A 21,101-nucleotide genomic window follows, 5' to 3' on the forward strand; every position below is an offset into this window, starting at 1 on the left:
CGTTCGTGGTCGCATACAGCAAGACGACCGATCGCCTGTTCCGCGGCAGCGACTTCTCGATCGAGATCACCTACCAGCCGCCGGAGGGCGAGAGCCGGGACGGCATGGCGATCTCGGCCGCACTGGTCGCGCCGCGGCTGACGCCGACGCCGGCGAGCTCGGTCACCTTCGATCCGGCCTCAGGCGCGATCGTCGCCATCTGGGAAGAGGCGGCGACCGCCAAGCTCTCGGCCGACATCGTCTACGAGGCGCGCTTCACTCGCGCCGTCGATGGCGCGACGCGCGTCTTCTACGTGCGCCGGGTGCAGGTCCAGTGAGCGTTGAGACCGTCCTCGAGACGATCGTCGTCTCGGAAGTTTTCCGCGAGGCGGGTGCGCCGGAAGCGGTGGTCGAGCAGCTCGTGCGGACCGAGGTCGTCACCGAGACGTCCGGCCGGCCCGGCGAGCCCGGCGTGTCGGTGGTCGACGTCGACGCCGTGCAGGCGGGCGACGGCACCGTGACGCTCACCTTCACCATGTCGGACGGCGAGACGCACGTCGTCACGTTCCGGGCCGGTGAAGGCGGCACCCTGCCGGATGAGCTGCAGCTTGCCGGACAGGCATTCGGGCGCGCTCTGGCGGCTGCGGCGCTCTCGGCCTCGTTGGACCTGTCGGGACGTGCGGCGGCTTCCGCGATCGCGACGGCGCCGGTCTCGGTCGAGCTGGCGCTGGCCGGAACGGCTGCGGGAAAAGCGGTGACGACCGCGCCCCTCGCCGCCTCGCTCGCGCTCTCCGGCGCCGCAGCAGGGCGGGCGTCGGCTCAGGCGCAGGCTACCTCCGCGCTGGAACTCTCCGGCTCCGCCGCCGGCCGTGCGCAAGCCTCCGGCGGGCTGACGATCGGCGACGAGCTGACGCTCGGCGGCGCTGCCGTGGGCCGGGGTTCGGCGACGGCTGCCGCACTCCTCGAGCTGACGGTTGCCGGCACGGCCCCGGGGCGAGCTGGCGCGTCGGGCGCGCTCGCGGCGGCGCTCGACGTATCCGGCACGGCAAGCGGGCGCGCCGCGGCCGTGGGCGCGCTGGCCGCCTCGATCGCGCTCGCCGGCGCGGCGACGGGGCAGGGCAGGGCGACCGGCGCGGCAACGCTCACCGCGCCGGCCACCTTCAACGTCCTGGCGCTCGGCCCCTCCATGTGGATCGACGCGTCGGATGCCGCCTCGCTCTCGCTCGTCGACGGCAAGGTTCAGCAGGCCTCGGACAAGAGCGGCAACGCTAGGCACGCCATGCAGGCGACGGCCGCAAACCAGCCGAGCTATTTGGCGAGCCATACCGTCGCGAACAACAAGCCGGCCTTCTTCAACACGTCTGCCACCGGTCGACTGGAAAATGATGCCGGCATCACTGTCCCGATTGAGGAAATCTACATCGTTGCGGCGTTCGCGACCGGAGCGGAAGCCGTCTTCAACACCTCGTCGGTCGGCTGGGGCGACGGGTACGCGGCGCTTTTCTCCGGCTACGGCTCCAACGGCATGCCGCGGCAGATGGGCCTCGTCAACACGGGCGACTTCATCAGCTCGAATGCCTTCGCCATGGGCGGCTTCCGGAACCGGGAAACGACGGTTCGCGGAACCGGCGGCACAGGCGTCCCGTCCATGTTGCCGCTTCCCCTTTCCGTCTTGCGCTTCCAGCGTCAGGCGAGTGCGCCGCTTGATAGCCGCCGCTGTCTGATGGCGCAGGGTGCGCAACGCGCCTGGAACGGCCCCTACTGCGAGGCCGTCGCCTTTCCGGCTGCGCTCTCGGATGCCGATCGAGGCCGGCTCATCGAACACCTGATCGCTAAATGGGGGATCGTGGCGTGACGCTCTTTCTGGTGTTCGACACGCTCGCCGCGGCCGATGCCGCCGAGCGCATCGTCTTTGAGCGCGGCGCGCAGATCGCGGCCTTGAACGGCTACACCCTCGATGAGGCCGGCGGCATCGTCGGCATGACCCCCGCCGGCGAGGTCGCCCTCGAGGCAGCGCGCACGACGCGCTGGGACGTGCCGCGCCAGCGCCTCGACGGGCGGTGGGTGTTCACCCACCCGCAGCACCATCCAGCGGCGCGCGAGCCCGCCTGGCTCTTCTTCGTCATGCAGGGGCTCGACGCTCCGGCCGAGCAAGAGGCGGCCACCTGGTGGCCCGTCACCGACGAGGCGTGACGCCTCGATCTCGATCCCCCTCGACCCCACCAAGAAAGGGTTCCGCATGTCCGCCTTCTCGAACTACATGGAGCAAGCCATCTGCAACTGGCTGCGCGGCACGGCCATGCCGGCGGCGCCGGCCGCCCTCTACGTCGGCCTCTTCAACGGCAGCCCGATCGACACCGGCTTGGGCGGCAGCGAGGTCACGACGCAGATCCGCGCGGCAGGTCGCCTCGCGGCCGCCTTCTCCGCGCCGGCCAACAGCGAGATCCGCAACTCTGCCGTCGTCAACTTCGGCAGCACGGCGAGCGGCACGACGATCTCGCACTTCGGCGTCTTCGACGCGGCCTCGGGCGGCAACCTCCTGATGCACGGCGCGCTGACGGACGGGGCGATGACCGTTGGCGCGCAGACGGGCGTGAGCTTCGCGGCCAACATCCTCGCGATCACCCTGTCCGGCTTCTCGGACTTCCTGAAGGCCGCCATTCTCAACTGGATGCGCGGAACGGCCATGCCCTCGCCGCCGGCATCGATCTATGTCGGCCTCTTCAACGGCAACCCGACCGATGCAGGCTCGGCCGGGACCGAGGTCACAACGCAGATCCGCGCGGCGGGGCGCGTTCTCGGCGCCGTCTCCGCGCCGACCGACGGCGTCATCCGGAACACGGCCGCTGTCGACTTCGGCAAAGCCGCCAACGCCACGCCGCTCTCGCACTTCGGCATCTTCGACGCGGCATCCGCCGGCAACTTCCTCATGCCCGGCCCGCTCGACGGCGGCGCCAAGACGGTCGGTGCGCAGACTGCCGTGAACTGGCCGGCCAACAGCCTGACCCTCTCCGTCGAGTAAGCGCCGCCGCACCTCACGCGTCCCTGTCCCCATCCACTGCGATCCCAAGCCCGCCCGGCAGCCGCCGCGGCGGGCTTCGCTTTTCCAGGAGCACACCATGACGTTCGAGAAGTGGCTGCAGAGCCGCCTCACCGCCCACGGCTTCCCGTGCGGCCTCATCGACGGGAACATCAGCCCCGTCACCATCGCGGCGCTGAAGGCCTTCGAGAAGGCCAAGGGCCTGAAGGTCGATGGTGTCGCCGACCCGCTGGTGGTTGAGGCTCTGCGCGCGTCGTCCTCGACCGTGCCGGCCGCGATCGCGGCAACCCTCCCGCCGCGCGACGTTGCCGAGGGCGTTGCGGCGCCGGCGGCCGCGCAGGTCTGGCCGCGGCAGAAGGACTGCCTGTCCTTCTACGGCCCGGTCGGCGAGAGCCAGGTGCGCGTGACGCTGCCGTTCGAGATGAAGCTCGCCTGGGACAAGGGCACGCGCGTGCGCGCCATGACGCTGCACTCGAAGGTCGCCGACAGTGCCGAGCGCGCCTTCGTGCGGATCGCCGCGACCTATTCCGAGAAGGAGCGCGCCGAGCTCGGCATCGATCTCTTCGGCGGCTCTCTGAACGTGCGCCGGATGCGCGGCGGCTCGGCCTACTCGATGCACTCGTGGGGCATCGCGATCGACTTCGACCCGAAGCGCAACGGGCTGAACACGCCCTTCGCGAAGGCCCGGCTCGGCCAGCCGGACGCGGTGCCGTTCTGGGAGGCCTGGGAAGCGGAGGGGTGGGTCAGCCTCGGCCGAGCCTGGGGTCGCGACGCGATGCACGTGCAGGCCGCAAGGCTCTGACGATGGCCGCGCGCGGCGTCCTGCGCACGACCGACGACGGGCGGCTGTTCTTCCACTGCCCGGGCTGCAGCGCGCTGCACGGCGTTGGGGCCGGCGAGGGCGCTGGCCCGCGCTGGATGTGGAACGGCTCCTTCGACAAGCCGACCTTCACGCCGTCCGTCATGGTCGAGGGTGTCCAGCCGCTCACCGACGAGGAGCACGCCCGCGTCATGGCGGGCGAGACGATCGAGCCGCGCCCGCTCGTCTGCCACTCCTTCGTGATGGTCGGGCGCATGCACTTCCTCGACGACTGCACCCACGCGCTGGCCGGCGAGATCGTCGACCTGCCGCGCCTCGACATCGGCCAAGACGGCTGATCATCCGCCGGCGCGCCGCGCCCGTCTCCATCCCCCTCAGAAACCAGGAACCATCCCATGCACGTCTCCCGCCTCGCGGGCGCGCTCGCGCTCGCATGCCTTCTCGCCGCTGCGCCTTCAGTCGCGCTCGCCGCCGAGATAGACCTCACGCCGATCGCCTCCTACGGCCTCGACATCCTCTTCGGCGTCCTCGCCACCGCCGCGGTCGGCGCCTTCGGTATCCTTGCCGCGCTGATCCAGAAGAAGACCGGCATCGACCTCGCCATCCTCCAGACCCGCGACAACGCCACGCTCCACGCTGGCATCGCCCGCGTCGTCGAGGCGATCGAGACGAGCGCCCGCGAGCGCCTCTTTGGGCCGGACGGGCGCATCACCGTCGACGTCCGCAACCCGATGGTGGCCGAGGCCGCCGGCAAGCTCGCCGCCCGCTCGCCCGACCTCCTCAAGCGCATCGGCGTCGATGAGGCAACCCTGCGCGAGCTCGTCGCCGAGCGCATCAACGCCTCCGGCTGGATGTTCGATCAGCTCGTCGTCGGCGAGACGGAGACGCTGAAGCCGGCCGTTGACACCGGCGCCATCGACGCGGCGATCGAGAAGGTCGGCCGCCTCGGCGACGAGCTGCGCAAGCTGCCGCCCCTGCCGCTGACCGCTGGCGAACTGCAGGATCCGGAAGAGCAGACCGCGCGCCTCGTGCGCCAGGCGCCGCCGCTCCCGGCCGGTGCTGCCGTCGGCATGCCGGGCGTCTGATCATGAGCGCCGGCCGCCTCGCGACCTGCGCCGTCGCGCTCCTTCTCACCTCGACCGGGCTGGGGCTCGCGATCGTGCATCCCGGAGCGGCCGTCGCCTGGACGCTGTCCACCACCATCATGTCCGTGAGGCGCCTGCCGTGACCGTCGAAGCCGTTCTCCGCGTCCTGGCGCTTCTCGCGCTCGGCGCCCTCTACGTGTCCGACCACGGCATGAACCTGTGGGCCAAGCCCGTCGGCTCCGAGGTCTACCTGATGCTCATCGCCGTCGCGCTCGGCGTCGACGTGAACTGGGCGCGCTCCGTCTTCAAGGCCGTGATCACCGGCATGCTGAAGGTCGGACCCGTCGACGAAGGGAAGGGGGAGTGACCATGCCCGCTATCCTCCGGTCGGTGCGCCGCGCCGCCGCGCGCGCCTCGGCGACGTTCTTCCGCATCCTCGTGATCTTCTCACTTCTGCTCTTCTGCTGGGACGCCTTCTGGCGCTTCGCCGTCCAGGTCGCGCCGGCATCGTTCTGGTTCGAGATCGATCGCGTCGAAATCCTGCCGCCCGGCGACGTCGTCATCGTCTGGCGGCGCAGCCACGTCGGCGACTTGCCGGTGGTGTCCGTCGTCGAGCTGCTCGGCGAGGATGGATCGCAGCCCTGCGCTTCGAGCGGCCGGCGCGTCATCGAGCGCGACACCGACCGCGCCGTCGTGCCGATAGACCGTCTCCTGCCGGATTGCCGTTGGGATCAGCTGCCCGATGGCGCCTACAGCCTGATGGTGACGGCAAGCCTTCCGGCCGGCAGCGCGACCGACAAGTCGATCACCGTCCAGTCGGCGAACGCCGTCCTCGTGCAGGGCGGTGCGATCGTCGGTGCGACGTCGCCAGCATCATCTCCGTGATCTCGCGATCCTGCTGAGGGTTGCGAGCGGCTTCGCAAGCCCTCGGCTAAGCCGATCTCGCCATCGCTATGACCAGTTCGCGGAAGGCTTTTGCGAAATTTGGAGGAAGCGAGCGGAACGCTGCCACGATCAGGTGCTCGTCGTGATCTATCGCCTGCGGTGAACGGCCGCGCTCTTCGATGGAGAAGAACGCCAACACGGGCAGGTCGAGCGCACGAGCCAATTTGGAGAGCCGAGCCACGGCTATGCGGTTGTGCCCGCTCTCGTACTTCTGCAGCTGCTGGTAAGTGACACCGATTTCGTCGGCGAGAGCGATCTGGCTGAGGCCCTTGGAGATGCGAGCCTCGCGTACTCGCGTTGCCATAGCTCGATCCAGGTCGGACGCCCGCGAATTCGTTGTTGTACCGTCAGAGCGCAAGAGACATCCATCTTAGTTCGCGAGTCGCAAATGCCATGGCGCTTCGATGGCCGTCCATCATCCAATGGGTAGGTGAATGCCGATCCCCGCACGCGACGTGCGACCTGATGACCTCCCGCTCGCGCGACCGTTCCAGCAGCATGGTGACGCGGCTGCGTGCTTCGTCTGAGATCCCGCCCAGCCTTCCTCACCGGCAGCGAAGCCCGGTAGGTCCCTTCCGCTCTGTGGATTTCGTCAGCTCGCCTCGCCGTGACGCTTGGAGTGCTTCTCGCAGGATCAGCCTGCCGGTCGTTCCAACCAGGCGGCAGCTGCGGAACGACGGAATGCCAACCTCGTTCGCAGCGACGTCAGTGAGGTGTCTCGTTCAAAGAAGTGCACTAAGTAGCTTCGCGCCCACGGTTTCTTGAAGGATCGGGAACGTCATTGGCCTTCGAAGCCCAAAACCTTGAAGGTAAGCGCATTCTCGTGGTGGAGGACGACTACATCCAAGCCACGAGCTTGGCCGAGGCCATCCAGCACCGAGGCGGCCATGTGATCGGACCTGTTTCTGACGTCGCGACCGCTCTCGAGATCATCGCGAAGGAGGGGCTTCCCGATGTCGCTGTCCTAGACATCAGCCTCGGAGACGAAGCGTCTTTTCCTGTCGCGGCCCGTCTGCGCGAGCATGGCGTACCGATGCTGTTCGTCACCGGCTATGATGACTGGTTTATGCCGGATGACCTCGACGACATCGCTGTGTATCAGAAACCGATGGACGCGGAGAATGTTGTACGGTTGCTGCTTCCGCTTCGGCGGGGCTGACAGTCGAGGCAAGAAAGCCATGATCAACCAGCGGCTCAGAAAGAAGTCGCGAGTTGAATATTGACGAAGTCCGGCTAGCTGGCTCATTATCAGCCAGCGGAAGCAATACGCTGAAGCCTTATTGGTGGTCGCCGTCGGAGGCGCCTATGCGTAAGCATGTCAAAGCCGGCAGCCAGGATGTGCCAGGGGGACCTGACAGTGTCGTGGCGGTGCTTCTATCCATGTCGCGCTCCTTTCGGCAACTCATGCAGTTGAAGCTGGCCGCGATCGACGTCGTGGTCGGGCAGGACTCGCTCCTGGATCTCCTGAGGCTGGAGGACACCATGACCGTCACCCTCGTGGCGCGAACGCTCAACGTCCGGCCATCCACGATCTCGAAGATGGCCGATATAATGGTCGCTCAAGGATGGGTCGTGCGGGAGTCTGATGACGACGATGGAAGACGAACCCGCCTGCGGCTGACGCCGATTGGCCTGGAGAGGCAGGCCAAGGTTCGTGAGATCCGGACGGATCTGGAGGCTGAGGTGTTAGCTGGACTGAAGACATCGAACGTGCAGGCGGATGTAGCAGCGACGCTCGATCTAGTGGCCGCGGTTCTCAGCGGACGCTTGTCGCGGCTTCGTTGACGATCTCCGACGATTTCATCGCTTACAGCTCTGCGCATCCAGCACCTGGCGCAACACCGATCGCGCCGTGGTGCCGATCGACCGGCTGCTTCCCGATTGTCGGTGGGACGCTCTACCGGACGGCGCCTACAGCCTGATGGTGACGGCGAGCCTGCCGGCCGGCAGCGCGACCGACAAGTCGATCACCGTCCAGTCGGCGAACGCCATCCTCGTCCAGGACGGCGCGATCGTAGGCGCGACGGCGCCGGCCGAGGACCGGCTGTAGACCGTCGCGGGCGCATCGTTCATGTCTTGTTCTGGGTCGGATACTCCGAGATCATTCCGGCCCCAACGGTGATTCGAGGTGGACGATGCTGGAACTGACGAACCTGAAGAAGGCGAGTGCTGGCGTCGACCCGCAGGCGGTCGGCATCTAGGCGCTGAACTTTATCGCCGAGGACCCGAAGCTCTTCAAGCGCTTCCTCGACCTGTCAGGCCTGGAGGTCGGCCAGCTGCGCGCCGAGGCGACGAAGCGGGCCTTTTTCGCCGGGTTACTCGACTTCATCCTCTCCTACGAGCCGACAACGATGGAACTTCGCCAGCCGCGCCGGGCTCGACCCCGCTTCCGTGCAGATCGCGCGCGATAAGTTGACTCTAGCCGGGCGCGAGGCCGATGTCGGCTAATTTGCCGGGCGACAGGGTGCTCTTCTTCTGAGGCGAGCTTTCGCGGGATGTGTGATGGGAAGGACGAGGTCAGGCGCCGGTCAGCCGCGCCAAGCCCTTATCTCCTGGTTATCCACAATTCTGTTGGGCTTCTGGTGTGAATCAGTGCAAATCTATGTCTGGCTTCTGGATGACGAATGCTGCTCAGGTGCGTCTTTCTGACGGTTGTGACTTGATGTCGCGAGCAGATGAACGACGATCCCTGCCTTTCGCGAAAGACCGATAAGATCAAGGCTGCTTGGATTGCCGACGAAAGCAAGTACTACGTCGGGACGCCCAAGCTCGATTATGTTTTCATTGCGTTCCAGACCAGCGGGCATCCACTCGAACGAGAACTCTTCTGTTGACACCTTGTTTGCCACGGCCCAGCCGTCCGCATAGCTACCGACGTCGGAGCCCCGACCTTCGTGGATGATGGTCAGATGAAGTTCGTTGTTCAGCAGGGCTGCCTCCTGCCGAAGATTGGCTGCAAGCTCGTCAAGGGCGTCCAAAACGGCTGCCCAAGGCGTATTGTGGCTGCCACCACAGACAAGCACACGCTTGAAGATCATCGGCCGTGCGCTCCGTCCTTGCCGCTCGGTCTGAGCCAAGCTCCATCCAATCACAATGCGGAGAGAATGTGTTTGATCGGAATTGATGGGGTGTGCCAAATTGGAACGGGCAGCGATGATAATGCGCCGTCCCGGTCATTTTTTCTTGTATTTGAACGCGATGACGGGAGAATCACCGTTAGGCGTATTGTGGCTGCCAACGCAACTGCCCAAACGGTATCGTTGATCTTTTCTAAGTTTGGTGAGCAAATCATTAATTGAGATCAACCCGTGCAGCCGATTACCTTCGAGCACGTTCGTAGCTGGGGACATCAAACGGCGGCCGGGCCCCTGAGCCGGGCGAGGGGTTATCATGCTAACGGAAGCTGCAAGGCTCCTTACGGGAAGGCTGGAGCGCCTCGGCACCTTGAGTGTTGCCGACAAGCAAGCCGTTCAAATGCTCGTTCAGCATCCCGCCGTGCATGAAGCAAGAACGGACGTCTTTTGCGATGGGGATCAGCGTCGAGAGCTTCACCTCGTCCTGTCAGGCTTCTTCTGCCGATACAAGCTTTTAGCAGATGGTTCGAGGCAAATCCTCGCGATCCTTCTCCCAGGCGATCTGTGCGATCCAAACCTGTTTTCGAATGCGCCTTACGACTTCAGCGTGGGAGCGTTGGCTCGCGGTTGTACAGCGGCTCTGTCGCGGCCTCCGCTGCATGAACTGTTTCGCCGGCCGGCCCTCGCTCGAGCGTTTTCCTTGACGAGACACTTCGATGACGCGCTGTCGCGCGAATGGCTTGTTAACGTTGGGCGCCGCGGCACAGAGCAGCGTCTCGTGCGTCTCCTAAGTGAACTTACGTGGCGCTTGGAGGCTTTTGGGTTGTCGACGGGCAATAAGGTCACGCTTCCGCTGGTACAAGCTGATCTAGCTGATTCCATCGGCGTCACGCATGTCCATCTTTGCCGCACCTTGAAGCAGCTGCAGTCGGAGGGGCTTCTCCGAACCGAGCGTGGACGAATCGTCATCAGCGACGTTGCTGGCTTGAGGAAGGCAGTTGGCGAATGGCCATCCTACTTAGCTGGCTTGATCAGTGTCGCGACGCCTTTGCAAGAGCCGGTCGCGCCCCGAAGGCAATTGGAAGCCTTCGTCGAGCCGCTGGCGATCTGAGAGAGAGGTAGGCTCCGAATTTCTTGGCGCACTTGCTTCCCTCAAGCGGGGGGGGGGCAGCGCAATGAGCAGGCGACCAAGGCGGTTGATGTCGGCGTCGGCGGTCCGATGCGCCGCCATTATCGCGGCTTCAACCTCCAGCGCGCGGCAAACGTCGAGCGTGGTGCGGCGAGCGGCTCGCCGGATCCGGCTCGATCGAGAGCGGCAGATGGATCGTCACAGCCGACACGGGCTTGAGAAGAAATGAGCCCGAGCCACGCCGCGTTTCGACGACGCCGAGCGCCTGGAAGTGGCGCATGACCTCGCGCACGGTGGAGCGGCCGATGCCGGACGCCCCCATCACCTCGATTGCCCCGCGCATGTGGCTCGTCGGCGCCGTGCTCCTCGCGTTCGCGCCCGTGCTGGTGCTCGCTGCCGCGGCCTTGTCGGCGTCGACCAGAGGCTGCACGAGTGTGCCCGCTTTAAACGTGCCGACGCTCAGGTAAGGTCGAGGAGGGCAGAGACGGCGTGACGGTGCTCGGGCGACTCGGAGAAGCCGATCAGCACGTCGCCGCGGTCCGCCGGCCCGTCTAGGACGTTCAGCCAGTAAGCCTTCCCCGCGGCTTCCGCGTTTCGCCCAAGAACGTTGCGGTAGAGAAGGCCGATGAAGGCGTCGTCCGTCAGGCCGCCATAGGTCGCCGAGAATTCCGGCGACGCAACGAAGCGATCAGCGACATCGGCCGCCGCCATGCCCCGATCCATCGCGGCGGTCCAGAATGCGAGTCCCGCAGCTTCAGGCGCCCGGTCGAAGGTGGCGTGATAGAGGCGCGTCGTAATGTCAGCATGAATGCCGGACCGCGGCGGGGACGGCGGAGATGAGGGAGGCGCATCAGTGAGACCTCCGAGGCCCTTGCCGTCTTGGTGGCTGAAGTCGAGGCCGTGGAAGGAGGCCTGGCCGATCCCCGAGCCCTGCGTCTCGTTGACGCCGAGATAAACGCCAGCCTTGAAGTAAAACGCGTCGGACTGCCAGACCGGGTTGATGCGGCTGACCGAGGTGTAGATGTCGCCGTCTGCGAAGATCGACACCTCGAGCTGGTCGCCCTGCGCGTCGATCTTGTAGGAGAAGGTCTCGCCCAGGCTGATGCTGGGTGCCTTGCCCGCCGCATTCTTGAACAGGAACGTCGTCTCGGCGTTGCCGGAGCCGGCCTGGTCGTTGACGAAGTGGACGCTGTTCTTCTCCCAATATAGGCGCACGAGCTCGTCGTCCTGCCCATGGATCTGGCCCACCACCACGCGCCCCGCCGAGCCGTCCGCCCGGGTCGGCACGGCATCCACCGACAGGGTGGCGGTCATTGTGCCGCCTTCGGCAAGGCTCCAGGCGGCGCGCTCGGAGCCGTTCATCTCGCGAAGCTCGGAGCGGGCATATTTTGAGCCGCTCGTCGTCGCTCCCTCCGCCATAGCGCGGAACACCATGGCGCCGTCCGCCCGGTCGAAAAAGTAGTTCGCATTCTCGTAGCCGATGAGGCTCTTCACCTCGACTGCCGTGCCGGTAATGCCTCCCTTCGAGTCCACGGGAAGCGTCAGCTTCCAGTTGGCGAGGTCGAAATGTGCGCTCGGGACAGTGTCGGTACTCAACGGAATCCAGCCGATCCGACCTGGGGAATGCCCGCGAGCGGTGGATTGGGGCAGGACGTCGAGCTCGGGGCTGCAGGTCACCCCGACAGTGGCAGAGGCGCGTTAACGCGTGGTGAAGTGCTCGTCAGCGCCGCGCGAGGGCGCGCTCGATGACTGGGCTTATCCGATTGCCAACGGACACACGGCCCGCCTCCTTTGAGCCGCCAAAGACGCTGTACCACTCGCTGCGGTCGTCGTGCTGTTTCCAGATCACGCTGCCGACGCGGCGATGACTCCAGCATGAGCGATGCCTGCTTGCGCCGCCAGCGATCCGCTGCCAGCGGATGTCAACGCACAGACGACCCTTGCCATCGATGCGCCAGCTTCCGGTGCCCACCCGCTCGTCTGGTGCGTTCTCATATGCCTGGAGCGCACCGGACGGAGCAAAGTAGATTCCGGTCGGCCGCTCCTTCCACGCCCAGGTTCTGCCGGCGTAGATCTGGCGAATCTCTGCCGGATCAACGGCACGAGACAGGTTGGGCAACTGTGCCGACCAAGCTGAGGCCGACAAGAGCGCTGACGCAAGGAAGCTCGTTCCAGCAAGGTAACCCGCGAAGCTCATATGCATCCTCCTATTCGCTTCCGATCAGAGGGAGCGCCAGGGGGCGGCAAATCAATCGTCCAAGTTAATCCAAATCTATCCATCCGCGAAAAAGTCTTCTTTGCCGCCCTCAGCTCGGCACGGCCCTGATACGGTATCGAACCCGCGGCAGCAGGCCGCACCACGGTCGCTCGTAACGATCCGTCGTCTTCGGCTCGCACCGGGTCGCTTCATCCTCAACTAATCTGCTCGCCGCCGGCGCGAAACTCGGGCGCCTGTGGGTGTGGCGGAATGCGTGAAGGACGACGCGGTTTGAACGCTCAAAAGCCCCGCTATCCCGTGATCTTGGGCTTCGGTCGCCATCCGGGCATCGCCGCTGAGAGCGGTTCCGCCGAGGCGATGTTGGGCAGCGCGAGTGCCAAGCATAGGAGAGCGGCGCGGATCATTCGTCCGAGAACTCCTTCGGCAACTCGCCGAACTTGGCGAGGAGCACGGGTTCGTTCTGCAGCTCGCCGCTCTCGTCGTCCAGGTCCATCTGCAAGGCGATGAAGCCGACGATCTTGGCGTTGAAGTTGTCGCGACCGCGCTCGGCGCGACGGCGAGCATCGTCGGCCGTCTTGAACGGGAAGGGCGTGCCCGGCCGGAAGCCCTTGCCCTTCTTCTCGAACCCTTGCGCCATGTAGACGGTCTTCGTGGCCATGCGATCCTCCCTTTTGTGTCAGCGGTGCGCGGGCAGGCCGCGGCGGGCGTAGCCGTACGAGACGGCGCCGTTCAGCCGCTCCACCTCGCCCTCGAGCCAGGCGTTGCGGATCAAGAGCTCCCAAACGGCCGCACGCACGTCGCCGCCACAAGCCTGCGCCGCCGCGTCGATGCTGGCCCCAACGTCGATGTCGGCGGGCGGCGGGCTGGAGGAGCGGACGGCAGCGTTCGACATGGGGCAGGGCTCCTGATTCGGCCCGGACATCATGGCACGTCCGCCGTTGATGTTCACGTCTTGTTCTTGTCGTCGCTTCCGACCATCATCACGCGGAGACGGCGATTCGAGGTGTGCCATGCTGGAATTGACGAACATGAGGAAGGTCGCCGGCGCAGGTGTGGACCCGCAGGCGGTCGGCATCGAAGCGCTGAACTTTCTCTCCGAGGACCCGAAGCTCTTCCAGCGCTTCCTCGATATGTCGGGCCTGGAGGTCGAGCAGCTGCGCGCCGAGGCTGCCAAGCCTGCCTTCTTCGCCGGGCTCCTCGACTTCATCCTCGCCTACGAGCCAACGACGATGGACTTTGCCGGCCGCGCCGGGCTCGACCCCGCTGCCGTGCAGATCGCGCGCGATAAGCTGGCGCCGGAGAGGGGGCAATTGGACGGATTGGACGGATGACGATTGTTCGCGGTGGTTCGTGGCTGCCCAGCCTTATCCGTCCAATATCCGTCCAATTTTCGGGACGGTTGGATCAGGAAGCCAGCAAAGCCTTGATTTTGTTGGAGCGGGCGATGGGAATCGAACCCACGACATTCAGCTTGGGAAGCTGACGTTCTACCTCTGAACTACGCCCGCATCCCGAGGTGGGCAAACCGTAGCGGAGCCCGCCTGCTCATGCAAGCGGGCTCCGGCGCAAAGATACGGGCGGATCGGCGTCAGGCTTCGGGCAGCTTGGCCCGGGCCGCGCGGATCGTATCGGCCAGCCCCTGCAGGTCCAGTCGTTCGGCTTCGGCCATGAGGTAGCTCAGCATCACGCCCATGGCGTGGAGGTCCGCGTCGCGGTTTCCCTGCTCCAGAGTCGAGGGCTCCGCACGGAGCTTGCGCGGGAACTGAAGGATCACAGAAAGGCCTCCGGAACGGGATGTTGGTCGATGCGGCGCGGCTGGGATGCAGGGGCCGGATCCGTGTCCACGAAGCGCAGAACGGGTCCGCGGCGGCGGATCTGCGTCCCTTCGATGCCCGTCGCCGCCCGGACGCCTTCGAGAGCCTCCGGGGCGCAGCGAAACATGGCGGCCACGCAACTCGTTCCGGCGATGGTCTGCGGCAGGCCGAGGACCTCGACGTCCCAGCCGAAATCCGCCCATCGCGGCAGCCAGTAGGTTTCCTGAACGCCGCCGATGGCGCTGATGCCCTCGTCGAGGCAGTATTCCATCACGGCCGCCACCATCGCGCCCGCGACGCCCTGATGGCCGCGGCGGCGGCTGGCGGGCACCACGAACATGCGCGTCCAATCCGCCTGGTGCCGAGCGCCGGGCAGGCCGCGCGAGGCAAGGGTCGGAAAAACCTCCGACAGGAGATTGGGCCGATGGCAGGGCACGAGGCGGGTGCCGGCGACGAGGCTTCCCTCGTGGTACCCGAGGAGGTGGAAGGCGTCGTCCGTGTCGAACTGGTCGGTCTCGAGACCGAGCTCGTTCGGGGGGAACCAGCCCTTCTCCAGCGTGTAGCACCGGTAGCGCCACCGGAAATAATCGTCGAGCGCGCTTTCGTAGAGGTGGCGGTTGGTCGCGCAAACAACATGGACGTCCAGCATGGTCGGCCTCCGCGGCTTTGCTTGCCGCGAAGGTGACCTAGAGGCACGGGAGCAGCCACTCCCCCGAACGGGGGAGTTGCCCGCCGCCGGTCAGCTGGCGATGATGCCGAGGCGACAGCCTTCGGCCACCGCCTGCGCCATGGTCGCGACGTCGAGCTTGGTCCGCAGCGTTCGCCGGTAGGTGCGCACCGTTTCCAGGCCGATGCCGAGGATTTGCGAGGTTTCCCAGGCCGACTTGCCCGCCGCCGCCCAGTGCAGGCACTCGCGCTCGCGCGTCGTCAGCTCCGGAAGGTCCCGAAGCGGCTGAAAGGCCGCGCGCGCGGCGCCGGCCGCGAAGACGCTCATGACGTGAAGCGCCGCCAGTTCCCGGTCCGAGGATTGCGCCGGCCGGTCGGTGGCGAAGGCGCAGGCCTGCTGCCAACTGTCCGACGAGAACATCGGCACGATGAAGCCGTCCACGAGACCGCAGCTCTGCGCCTCGTCCATCACGCGCAACGCAGAACGATCCTCCGCGCCGATCGCCAGATCGCTCCAGCGATAAGGCTCGGTGGTGCGCATCGCCGCTTGGCCGACGCGATCGTGGTGGAAGTGCTCTTCGGCCGTGTAGCGCTCGTACCAGGCCTCCGGCCAGGCGTTGAGCATCACGAAGGGCTCCAGCCGCTGATTGGGCAGCGGCAGGCCGGTCAGGATGAAATAGGGATAGCCGAGCGAGGCGCTGGTGATCCGCAGCCGGTCGAGAATGGCGGACGGGTCACGCAGCCGCTTCACGTCGTCGATGAAGTCGAAGGCGACATGCTCGATCTGCAAGGTCAAAGTACCGGTCCTTGGTTCGACGAGCGCGATTCGAAGACGCCTCCGCCTTTACAAGCCTTTACCCGATGACCGAGGAGGGAAGGAACCGCCCTGCGCTGGCAGGTCTGCAACCTTGAGTATACTTATATTATAACGTATTACTTATAGTTTCGCGATCGTCTCAGGCGTCCACCGAAATCGCGCCGGTCGGGCGCGAGCAGCAGGCCAGGATGTAGCCTTCCTCGATCTCCTCGTCGAGGATGCCGCCATTGTGGCTCATCTCCACGGGACCGGCGGCCATGACCTTGCAGGTGCCGCAAAGGCCGGACTCGCAGGCGGCGGGAATGCGAACGCCGGCACCGCGCGCGGCCTGGAGCACGGTCTGGCCGGGTATGGCGCGTGCCTCGCGATCGCTGAGGGTGAAGCGGATCGGCGCGCCGGCCGGGGCGGCCTGCGCTTGCGCGGCGGTGACCGGCGCGGGCTCGCCGGCACCCGTCGCGCCGAAGCTTTCCTGATGGTAGCGAGCCATGGGAAAGCCGCGCGCTTCGAGGAGCGCGCGCACCGAATCCATGAAGCCTTCCGGACCGCAGCAGAAGACGTCGCGGCCGTCGAGGTCGGGCGCGAGGAGCGACAAGCGCGTGTCGTCGAGCCGGCCGACCGGCCCCGCCCAGCCGCGTCGGCCGCCGCCCTTGGGACCCGCGCCCTGCGAGACCAGGAAGCCGAGGCGCAGGTTCGGCATGCCGGCGTCGATCAGCTCCAATTCGTGGTGGAAGAGGATGTCCTCCGGCCGGCGGGCGACGTGGAGGTAGACGACGTCGGCCTCCGGCGCGCAGTCGGCGAGCCAGCGCAGCATCGACATCATCGGCGTCGCGCCGGAGCCGGCCGACACGAAGAGGTAGCCGCGGGCAGCGGGATCCGCCGCCGAGAGCGTGAAACGACCGGCAGGGGCGAGCGCCTTCAGTGCCATGCCGGGCCGCAGATGCTCGATCATCCAGCGCGAGGCCTGGCTCGCGCCCTGAGCCTTGACGGTGACCTCGACCGCGAAGGGGCGCGAGGGCGTCGAGGAGAGGGTGTAGGTCCGGTGGAGCGGCCCCGCGGCAAGCGGCAGTTCCAGGGTGACGAACTGGCCCGGCTCGTAGGCGAAGAAGCCGCCGCCCTCGGCGCGGAACAGGAAGCTCGCCGCATCGGCCGAATGGGACGTGCGGCCCATGCAGACGAGGCGCTGCGCCCTCGCATCGAACGGCTTGGCTCGGTCGAGCCGAAGGGCGCCGGGGGCGATCGTCGTCGCGGTCATGACAAGCGGCTCCGCCGGTTTTCGGGCGCTGGGATCAGGCGACGCTGCGCAGCGCCGGCGCGGCGCCTTCGGTGAGGCGGTCCTGCGCGAAGCGCGCGTACCAGTCGACGAACTGCATCACCGCGCCTTCGTGGACCGGCGAGTAGGGGCCGGGCTGGTAGGCGGGCGAGCGGATGCCGAAGGCGTTCTCCTCGACGATGCGCCGGTCCTGGTCGTTGGTCTCGGTCCAGACGTGGATGAGGCGCTCGAGGTCGTAGTCGACGCCTTCCACCGCGTCCTTGTGGACGAGCCACTTCGTGGTGACGGCCGTCTCGTTGGCCGAGAGCGGCAGGACGCGGAAGGTGACGGCGTGGTCGGTGAGGACGTGGTTCCAGGTTCCCGGATAATGGTAGAGGAGGAGCGCGCCGATGTTCTTCGCCGTGACCGTGTCCGAGAGGAGGCGGTTGACCGCCTCGGTGCCCTCGATCGTGTAGCTGACGGCGTCGCCGAGAAGCGGCGTGCGCGTGGTGCGGAACTGGCCGTCCGGGTCGATGCGGAAGCGGGCGGGCAGCCCTTCCGCCTCGCAGGCTTCCCAATGGGCGAGGATTTCAGGGTCGGATTCGGCGCTCTGGACGCCGGTGGCGACGGGCGCCTCGGGGAAGGTCTTGCAGAGCTCGGGGTGGTTGCCCGCGCAGTGATAGCACTCGCGGTTGTTCTCCCAGACGAGCTTCCAGTTGCCCTTCTCGATGATGGTCGACTCGTAGGCGATCTTGGCCTCGGTGAGGCGGTGGGGCGCGAAGTAGGGCTCCATCGCGGCGCGGAAGGGCGCAAAGTCGGCCGGCTGATCGGCGAGGCAGATGAAGATGTAGCCGGCGACGCTCTCGCAGGCGATCGGCTTCAGGCCGAAGCCGGACGGGTCGAAGTCCGGCCCCATCTGGCGGGCGAAGAGGAGGCGGCCGTCGAGCTCGTAGGTCCACTGGTGGTAGGGGCAGACGAGCCGGGCGGCGGTGCCCTTGTGTTGCGTGCAGACGCGGCTGCCGCGGTGGCGGCAGGCGTTGTGGAAGGCGCGGATGCCGCCCTGGCGGTCGCGCACGATCACGACCGGGTAGTCGCCGACCTGGAGGGTCATGTAGCTCCCCGCCTTGGGCAGCTCGCAGTCGTGGCCGGCGAACAGCCAGTCGCGATACCAGATCAGCTCGAGATCGAGCTTGTAGAAGTCGGCATCGACGTAGAAGGGCCGATCGAGGCTGTAGCCCTCGCGCCGATCGCGAAGCCGCTTCAGCATGTCGTCGCGCGCGTCCACCATCTCGATCAATCCCTGCTGTTCTCGTGCGGAGCGTCCGGGGCGCGGGGGGCTTCGTCGCCGCCGGCCGCCACGTCCCTCGGACGAGCCGGATCAAACCACCAAGGCCGCACCTCGGCGCGCGGGAAAGCGACACGCCTTGACGCGGTGCGACATGGCGCCGTCAGTCGCCCCCGCGCTCCTTCTCCTTCAGCTTCTCGAAGCGCTCCACCAGCTCCTCGTCGCGCGGGCGCGGTGACAGGTCGAGGCCCTCCGACAGGCGGTCGGCGATCGCGGAAAGGGCGGTGACGCGGGCATAGTTCTTGCTGTTGGCTGGGATCACGAGCCAGGGCGCGTTGTCGGTGTGGGTCTTCTCCAGCATCTCGTCGGCGGCGGCCTCGTAGTCGTCCCAGCGCTCACGGTTGCGGAAGTCCTCGTAGGACAGCTTCCACCGCTTCAAGGGGTCGTTGAGGCGCTTCTCGAAGCGCTTCATCTGCTCGTCGGGCGTGATGGCGAGGAAGATCTTGGCCATGCGCGCCCCCGCGTCGGTCAGGAGCTTCTCGAACTCGGCGATCTCGCGATAGGAGCGCTTCCACTCCTCCTTCGTGGCGAAGCCCTCGACGCGCTCGACGAGCACGCGGCCATACCAGGAGCGGTCGAAGACGCAGATCTCTCCCTTTTCCGGCAGGCGCTCCCAGAAGCGGGCGAGATAGTGGCGCTTGAGGTCGCGCGGCTCGGGCGCGGCGATCGGCCAGACGCGGAAGCCGCGCGGATCCATGACGGCCGACATGCGGCGGATGGTGCCGCCCTTGCCGGCGGCGTCCCACCCTTCCATCACGACCACGCCCGTCGCGCCGTGGCGCAGATAGGCCTGCTGGATCTTCTGGAACTGCTCCTGGATGGCGGCGATCTTCGGCTCGCTTTCCTCGGACGACAGGCGCTTGTCCATGTCGAGGTCGGCGAGCTTGGGCGGCGATGTGGTCTTGTTCTTCGTCACGGCGCGGCTGTCTCCTCGGATGGATGCGGCCTTCTTATCTGCCGCAGCCGCGACGCCCGCAAAGGGCGCAGGCGCCCGGCGGCGCCGTGCGGCGTCTTTTCCCAGCGATGCGGCGCGAAGACGAGCTGTCCCGCGGCGCGAGCCGTGACGAGGCCGACGAGCAGCCAGTAAGCCGGAAGGAGAAGGATGCGCCGGACGAAGCCCATGCGCCCCGCCGGCGGCAAGGAACGCCAGGCGAGAAGCCCGAAGGCGAGCGGGGCGCCGACGATGTTGGCGATGTCGAGAAGGAGAAGGGCGAGCTGCAGTCCGTCCAGCGCTTCGCCCGACAGGAGGTCGCGCAGCCCGAGCCCGACGAGGAGCAGCGAGAGCGGCTGGATCAGGGCCGAAAGCAGCATGCCGACGAAGAGCAGGACGAAGACGGCGCTGCCGCGCGGGCCGAGGTCGACGAAAAGGCGGCTCGGGGCGCGCAGGTGGACGAGCAGCGTCTGCATCCAGCCCTTCATCCAGCGGGTCCGCTGGTTGCGCCAGACCGGCCAGGATTCGGGCGCTTCCTCGTCGGTCGGGGTCTCGATCACGCCGATCCGGTAGCCGGCCCGCGCGATGCGGATGCCGAGGTCGGCATCCTCAGTGACGTTGTGCGGGTCCCAGCCGCCGACGGCGTCGAGGACGACGCGGCGAAAATGGTTCGAGGTGCCGCCGAGCGGCAGCGGCAGGCCGCGCCGGGCGAGAAACGGCAGGAGGCCTCGAAACAGCGCGGCGTATTCCAGCGCGAAGAGGTCGGCGAGCCAGCCGCGTCCCCGGACCAGGACGGCGAGCGGCGCCTGGAGGCAGGCGAGCTCGGACGGCCCCGCATCGAAGGCGGCGAAAGCGGCCCGCAGCTGGGCAGGATGGGGCCGGTCCTCCGCGTCGAACACGGTGACGAGGCTGCCGCGCGCGAGCGGCAGGGCGAAGCTCAGCGCCTTCGGCTTGGTGCGCGGCTCGCAAGGTGGAACGGCGACCAGCTCCATGTGCGGGCGGCGGGCGATCGCCCGGCGCACCGCCTCGACGGTCTCGGCATCGTCGGCCTCGCAGATCAGCTTCACGTCGAGGCGCGTGCGCGGCCAGTCGAGGCGATCGAGGGCGGCAGCCAGCGCGGCGACGACGCCGGCCTCGCGGTAGAGCGGCACGAGAACGCTGTAGATCGGGGGCGCCGGCGGGAGAGGCGGCAGCCGCGGCGGCCTGCGGGAGGGCGGCTTCGCCTCCATCGCGGCCTTGAAGCGCAGGAGGATGGTCGCGCAGAAGAGGAGGGACAGCGAGGCGTGGAGGGAAAGGAGCGCGGGACCGGGCGCATGGACGGCGGCGAGGGCAACGAGGCCGGCGGCAAGCGTCAGCGCCGCGGCCTGGGACGCGCCGACGACCGTTCGCGCCGACTGGTGCGGCCGGTCGGCCGAAAGGCCGAGCCAGGCATCTCGCAGGCGATGGGCCTGCGTATGCCTGCCCTGGGCCTCGGCGATCTCCGCGCGGCTCGCCAGGGCAAGGCGGTCGCGAAGGGCCGGGTCGCGGCGGATCGCGGCGTCGAGCTCGTCGAGGGTTTCGAGGAGCGGCATGCAGACCATGCGCGGGGCGAGGCTTCGGCTGCAGAGGCGCAGGAGCCGCAGCGGCTGCGCTCCGACGGGCAGGGGCTCGAAGGCGACGATGTCCTCGCCCGGTCCCGGCGGCGCGACGGAGCAGCCGAGGCGTACGGCGCAGGCGGCGAGGTAATCCGCCTCGCCGATCGTCTCGTCGGCGATCAGCTCGGCCGCGGCGTCGCTGCCGTTGCGGCTGGCGCGGCCGAGCGCGGTGAGATAGGACCGCTTGTCGATGCCGAGCGCTGCCAGGACGTCGGCCCGCGCCGAGGACGGGACGGCCGGGCTCGAGCCCGCGGGCGCGCCGGCCAGGGCGCCGAGCCATTCGAAGGATGGAGCGGAGCCGCCGGTCAGATCGCGCACGCCCGGCATGCTAGGCGGCGCTTGTCGGGGAGCAACG

The 21,101-nt window shown here is 67.2% G+C and carries 30 protein-coding genes and 1 tRNA gene; 16 read left to right on the top strand and 15 right to left on the bottom strand.

Features of this window, described 5'->3' with window-relative positions:
• The first annotated feature begins 5 nt into the window (after positions 1–5).
• From FZN60_RS13500 to FZN60_RS13545, 10 genes are all read left to right on the top strand, one after another.
• Entirely contained in the window at positions 6–317 is a 312-nt protein-coding gene (locus tag FZN60_RS13500; protein ID WP_158874014.1) for a hypothetical protein, read from the top strand.
• Entirely contained in the window at positions 314–1,834 is a 1,521-nt protein-coding gene (locus FZN60_RS13505) for a hypothetical protein (protein WP_158874015.1), read from the top strand. Before FZN60_RS13500 ends, FZN60_RS13505 begins: the two co-directional genes overlap by 4 nt.
• Positions 1,831–2,172 (top strand): hypothetical protein, encoded by a 342-nt coding sequence (locus FZN60_RS13510; protein WP_158874016.1) that lies wholly within the window; start codon positions 1,831–1,833, stop codon positions 2,170–2,172. Before FZN60_RS13505 ends, FZN60_RS13510 begins: the two co-directional genes overlap by 4 nt.
• 46 nt (positions 2,173–2,218) lie before the next feature.
• On the top strand, positions 2,219–3,001 hold the full coding sequence (locus tag FZN60_RS13515) for a phage tail fiber protein (protein ID WP_158874017.1): 783 nt from the start codon (positions 2,219–2,221) through the stop codon (positions 2,999–3,001).
• A gap of 97 nt (positions 3,002–3,098) precedes the next feature.
• Complete coding sequence (locus tag FZN60_RS13520) at positions 3,099–3,821, top strand: peptidoglycan-binding protein (RefSeq protein ID WP_158874018.1); 723 nt, start codon at positions 3,099–3,101, stop codon at positions 3,819–3,821.
• Between the two features lie 2 nt (positions 3,822–3,823).
• Positions 3,824–4,177: a ubiquitination-like system serine protease family protein gene (locus tag FZN60_RS13525; RefSeq protein WP_158874019.1), complete on the top strand. Its 354-nt coding sequence runs from the start codon at positions 3,824–3,826 to the stop codon at positions 4,175–4,177.
• 57 nt (positions 4,178–4,234) lie between these two features.
• Complete coding sequence (locus FZN60_RS13530) at positions 4,235–4,924, top strand: hypothetical protein (protein WP_158874020.1); 690 nt, start codon at positions 4,235–4,237, stop codon at positions 4,922–4,924.
• Between the two features lie 2 nt (positions 4,925–4,926).
• Positions 4,927–5,067, top strand: a complete 141-nt coding sequence (locus FZN60_RS13535; RefSeq protein ID WP_158874021.1) for a hypothetical protein — start codon at positions 4,927–4,929, stop codon at positions 5,065–5,067.
• The gene (locus FZN60_RS13540; RefSeq protein WP_158874022.1) at positions 5,064–5,291 is read left to right on the top strand and encodes a hypothetical protein; all 228 of its coding nucleotides are present in this window, start codon (positions 5,064–5,066) and stop codon (positions 5,289–5,291) included. The genes FZN60_RS13535 and FZN60_RS13540 overlap by 4 nt, the downstream gene beginning before the upstream one ends.
• A gap of 2 nt (positions 5,292–5,293) precedes the next feature.
• Entirely contained in the window at positions 5,294–5,809 is a 516-nt protein-coding gene (locus FZN60_RS13545) for a hypothetical protein (protein WP_158874023.1), read from the top strand.
• Positions 5,810–5,855: 46 nt separating this feature from the next.
• Here FZN60_RS13545 and FZN60_RS13550 read toward each other — a convergent pair whose 3' ends face one another.
• Positions 5,856–6,173 (bottom strand): helix-turn-helix domain-containing protein, encoded by a 318-nt coding sequence (locus tag FZN60_RS13550; RefSeq protein WP_158874024.1) that lies wholly within the window; start codon positions 6,171–6,173, stop codon positions 5,856–5,858.
• Positions 6,174–6,650: 477 nt separating this feature from the next.
• Here FZN60_RS13550 and FZN60_RS13555 point away from each other — a divergent pair, with 477 nt between their 5' ends.
• The 4 genes from FZN60_RS13555 to FZN60_RS29285 all read left to right on the top strand — a co-directional run bounded on the left by FZN60_RS13555 (position 6,651) and on the right by FZN60_RS29285 (position 8,280).
• Positions 6,651–7,028: a response regulator gene (locus tag FZN60_RS13555; RefSeq protein WP_158874025.1), complete on the top strand. Its 378-nt coding sequence runs from the start codon at positions 6,651–6,653 to the stop codon at positions 7,026–7,028.
• A gap of 146 nt (positions 7,029–7,174) precedes the next feature.
• Complete coding sequence (locus FZN60_RS13560) at positions 7,175–7,654, top strand: MarR family winged helix-turn-helix transcriptional regulator (protein WP_158874026.1); 480 nt, start codon at positions 7,175–7,177, stop codon at positions 7,652–7,654.
• 67 nt (positions 7,655–7,721) lie between these two features.
• Positions 7,722–7,919, top strand: coding sequence for a hypothetical protein (locus tag FZN60_RS13565; protein WP_158874027.1), 198 nt, complete (start codon positions 7,722–7,724; stop codon positions 7,917–7,919).
• A gap of 163 nt (positions 7,920–8,082) precedes the next feature.
• Positions 8,083–8,280, top strand: a complete 198-nt coding sequence (locus FZN60_RS29285) for a DUF3572 family protein (protein ID WP_369413042.1) — start codon at positions 8,083–8,085, stop codon at positions 8,278–8,280.
• Positions 8,281–8,469: 189 nt separating this feature from the next.
• Here FZN60_RS29285 and FZN60_RS13575 read toward each other — a convergent pair whose 3' ends face one another.
• Positions 8,470–8,907, bottom strand: coding sequence for a hypothetical protein (locus FZN60_RS13575; protein ID WP_158874028.1), 438 nt, complete (start codon positions 8,905–8,907; stop codon positions 8,470–8,472).
• Positions 8,908–9,259: 352 nt separating this feature from the next.
• On the opposite strand from FZN60_RS13575, the gene FZN60_RS13580 reads away from it, so the two are divergent.
• Positions 9,260–10,054: a Crp/Fnr family transcriptional regulator gene (locus FZN60_RS13580; RefSeq protein ID WP_158874029.1), complete on the top strand. Its 795-nt coding sequence runs from the start codon at positions 9,260–9,262 to the stop codon at positions 10,052–10,054.
• A 130-nt stretch (positions 10,055–10,184) separates the two neighbouring features.
• Here FZN60_RS13580 and FZN60_RS13585 read toward each other — a convergent pair whose 3' ends face one another.
• The 5 genes from FZN60_RS13585 to FZN60_RS13605 form a co-directional block, all read right to left on the bottom strand.
• A complete protein-coding gene (locus FZN60_RS13585; RefSeq protein ID WP_158874030.1) occupies positions 10,185–10,502 on the bottom strand; it encodes a GntR family transcriptional regulator in 318 nt (105 codons plus the stop codon).
• A gap of 29 nt (positions 10,503–10,531) precedes the next feature.
• Positions 10,532–11,668 carry a polysaccharide lyase family 7 protein gene (locus FZN60_RS13590; RefSeq protein ID WP_158874031.1) on the bottom strand — a complete coding sequence of 379 codons (1,137 nt, stop codon included), beginning with the start codon at positions 11,666–11,668 and terminating at the stop codon, positions 10,532–10,534.
• Between the two features lie 124 nt (positions 11,669–11,792).
• Entirely contained in the window at positions 11,793–12,269 is a 477-nt protein-coding gene (locus FZN60_RS13595) for a DUF995 domain-containing protein (protein WP_158874032.1), read from the bottom strand.
• A 421-nt stretch (positions 12,270–12,690) separates the two neighbouring features.
• Positions 12,691–12,948: a hypothetical protein gene (locus FZN60_RS13600; protein WP_158874033.1), complete on the bottom strand. Its 258-nt coding sequence runs from the start codon at positions 12,946–12,948 to the stop codon at positions 12,691–12,693.
• A gap of 18 nt (positions 12,949–12,966) precedes the next feature.
• Positions 12,967–13,182 (bottom strand): hypothetical protein, encoded by a 216-nt coding sequence (locus tag FZN60_RS13605; RefSeq protein ID WP_158874034.1) that lies wholly within the window; start codon positions 13,180–13,182, stop codon positions 12,967–12,969.
• A 118-nt stretch (positions 13,183–13,300) separates the two neighbouring features.
• On the opposite strand from FZN60_RS13605, the gene FZN60_RS13610 reads away from it, so the two are divergent.
• Positions 13,301–13,621, top strand: a complete 321-nt coding sequence (locus FZN60_RS13610) for a DUF3572 domain-containing protein (protein ID WP_158874035.1) — start codon at positions 13,301–13,303, stop codon at positions 13,619–13,621.
• A 102-nt stretch (positions 13,622–13,723) separates the two neighbouring features.
• Here the strand turns inward: FZN60_RS13610 and FZN60_RS13615 are convergent.
• The 8 genes from FZN60_RS13615 to FZN60_RS13650 form a co-directional block, all read right to left on the bottom strand.
• Positions 13,724–13,798, bottom strand: a tRNA-Gly gene (locus FZN60_RS13615).
• Positions 13,799–13,878: 80 nt separating this feature from the next.
• Complete coding sequence (locus tag FZN60_RS13620) at positions 13,879–14,064, bottom strand: hypothetical protein (RefSeq protein ID WP_158874036.1); 186 nt, start codon at positions 14,062–14,064, stop codon at positions 13,879–13,881.
• Positions 14,061–14,753 carry an acyl-homoserine-lactone synthase gene (locus FZN60_RS13625; RefSeq protein ID WP_158874037.1) on the bottom strand — a complete coding sequence of 231 codons (693 nt, stop codon included), beginning with the start codon at positions 14,751–14,753 and terminating at the stop codon, positions 14,061–14,063. Before FZN60_RS13625 ends, FZN60_RS13620 begins: the two co-directional genes overlap by 4 nt.
• 90 nt (positions 14,754–14,843) lie before the next feature.
• The gene (locus FZN60_RS13630) at positions 14,844–15,566 is read right to left on the bottom strand and encodes a LuxR family transcriptional regulator (protein ID WP_158874038.1); all 723 of its coding nucleotides are present in this window, start codon (positions 15,564–15,566) and stop codon (positions 14,844–14,846) included.
• A gap of 160 nt (positions 15,567–15,726) precedes the next feature.
• A complete protein-coding gene (locus FZN60_RS13635; protein ID WP_158874039.1) occupies positions 15,727–16,839 on the bottom strand; it encodes an FAD-binding oxidoreductase in 1,113 nt (370 codons plus the stop codon).
• Between the two features lie 34 nt (positions 16,840–16,873).
• The gene (locus FZN60_RS13640) at positions 16,874–18,121 is read right to left on the bottom strand and encodes an aromatic ring-hydroxylating oxygenase subunit alpha (protein WP_158874137.1); all 1,248 of its coding nucleotides are present in this window, start codon (positions 18,119–18,121) and stop codon (positions 16,874–16,876) included.
• A gap of 163 nt (positions 18,122–18,284) precedes the next feature.
• The gene (locus tag FZN60_RS13645; protein WP_246726780.1) at positions 18,285–19,097 is read right to left on the bottom strand and encodes a polyphosphate kinase 2 family protein; all 813 of its coding nucleotides are present in this window, start codon (positions 19,095–19,097) and stop codon (positions 18,285–18,287) included.
• Positions 19,094–21,073 carry a glycosyltransferase family 2 protein gene (locus FZN60_RS13650; RefSeq protein ID WP_158874040.1) on the bottom strand — a complete coding sequence of 660 codons (1,980 nt, stop codon included), beginning with the start codon at positions 21,071–21,073 and terminating at the stop codon, positions 19,094–19,096. The genes FZN60_RS13645 and FZN60_RS13650 overlap by 4 nt, the downstream gene beginning before the upstream one ends.
• Between the last annotated feature and the right edge of the window lie 28 nt (positions 21,074–21,101).

It is taken from the genome of Antarcticirhabdus aurantiaca, assembly GCF_009765365.1.
Lineage (GTDB): Bacteria > Pseudomonadota > Alphaproteobacteria > Rhizobiales > Rhizobiaceae > Antarcticirhabdus > Antarcticirhabdus aurantiaca.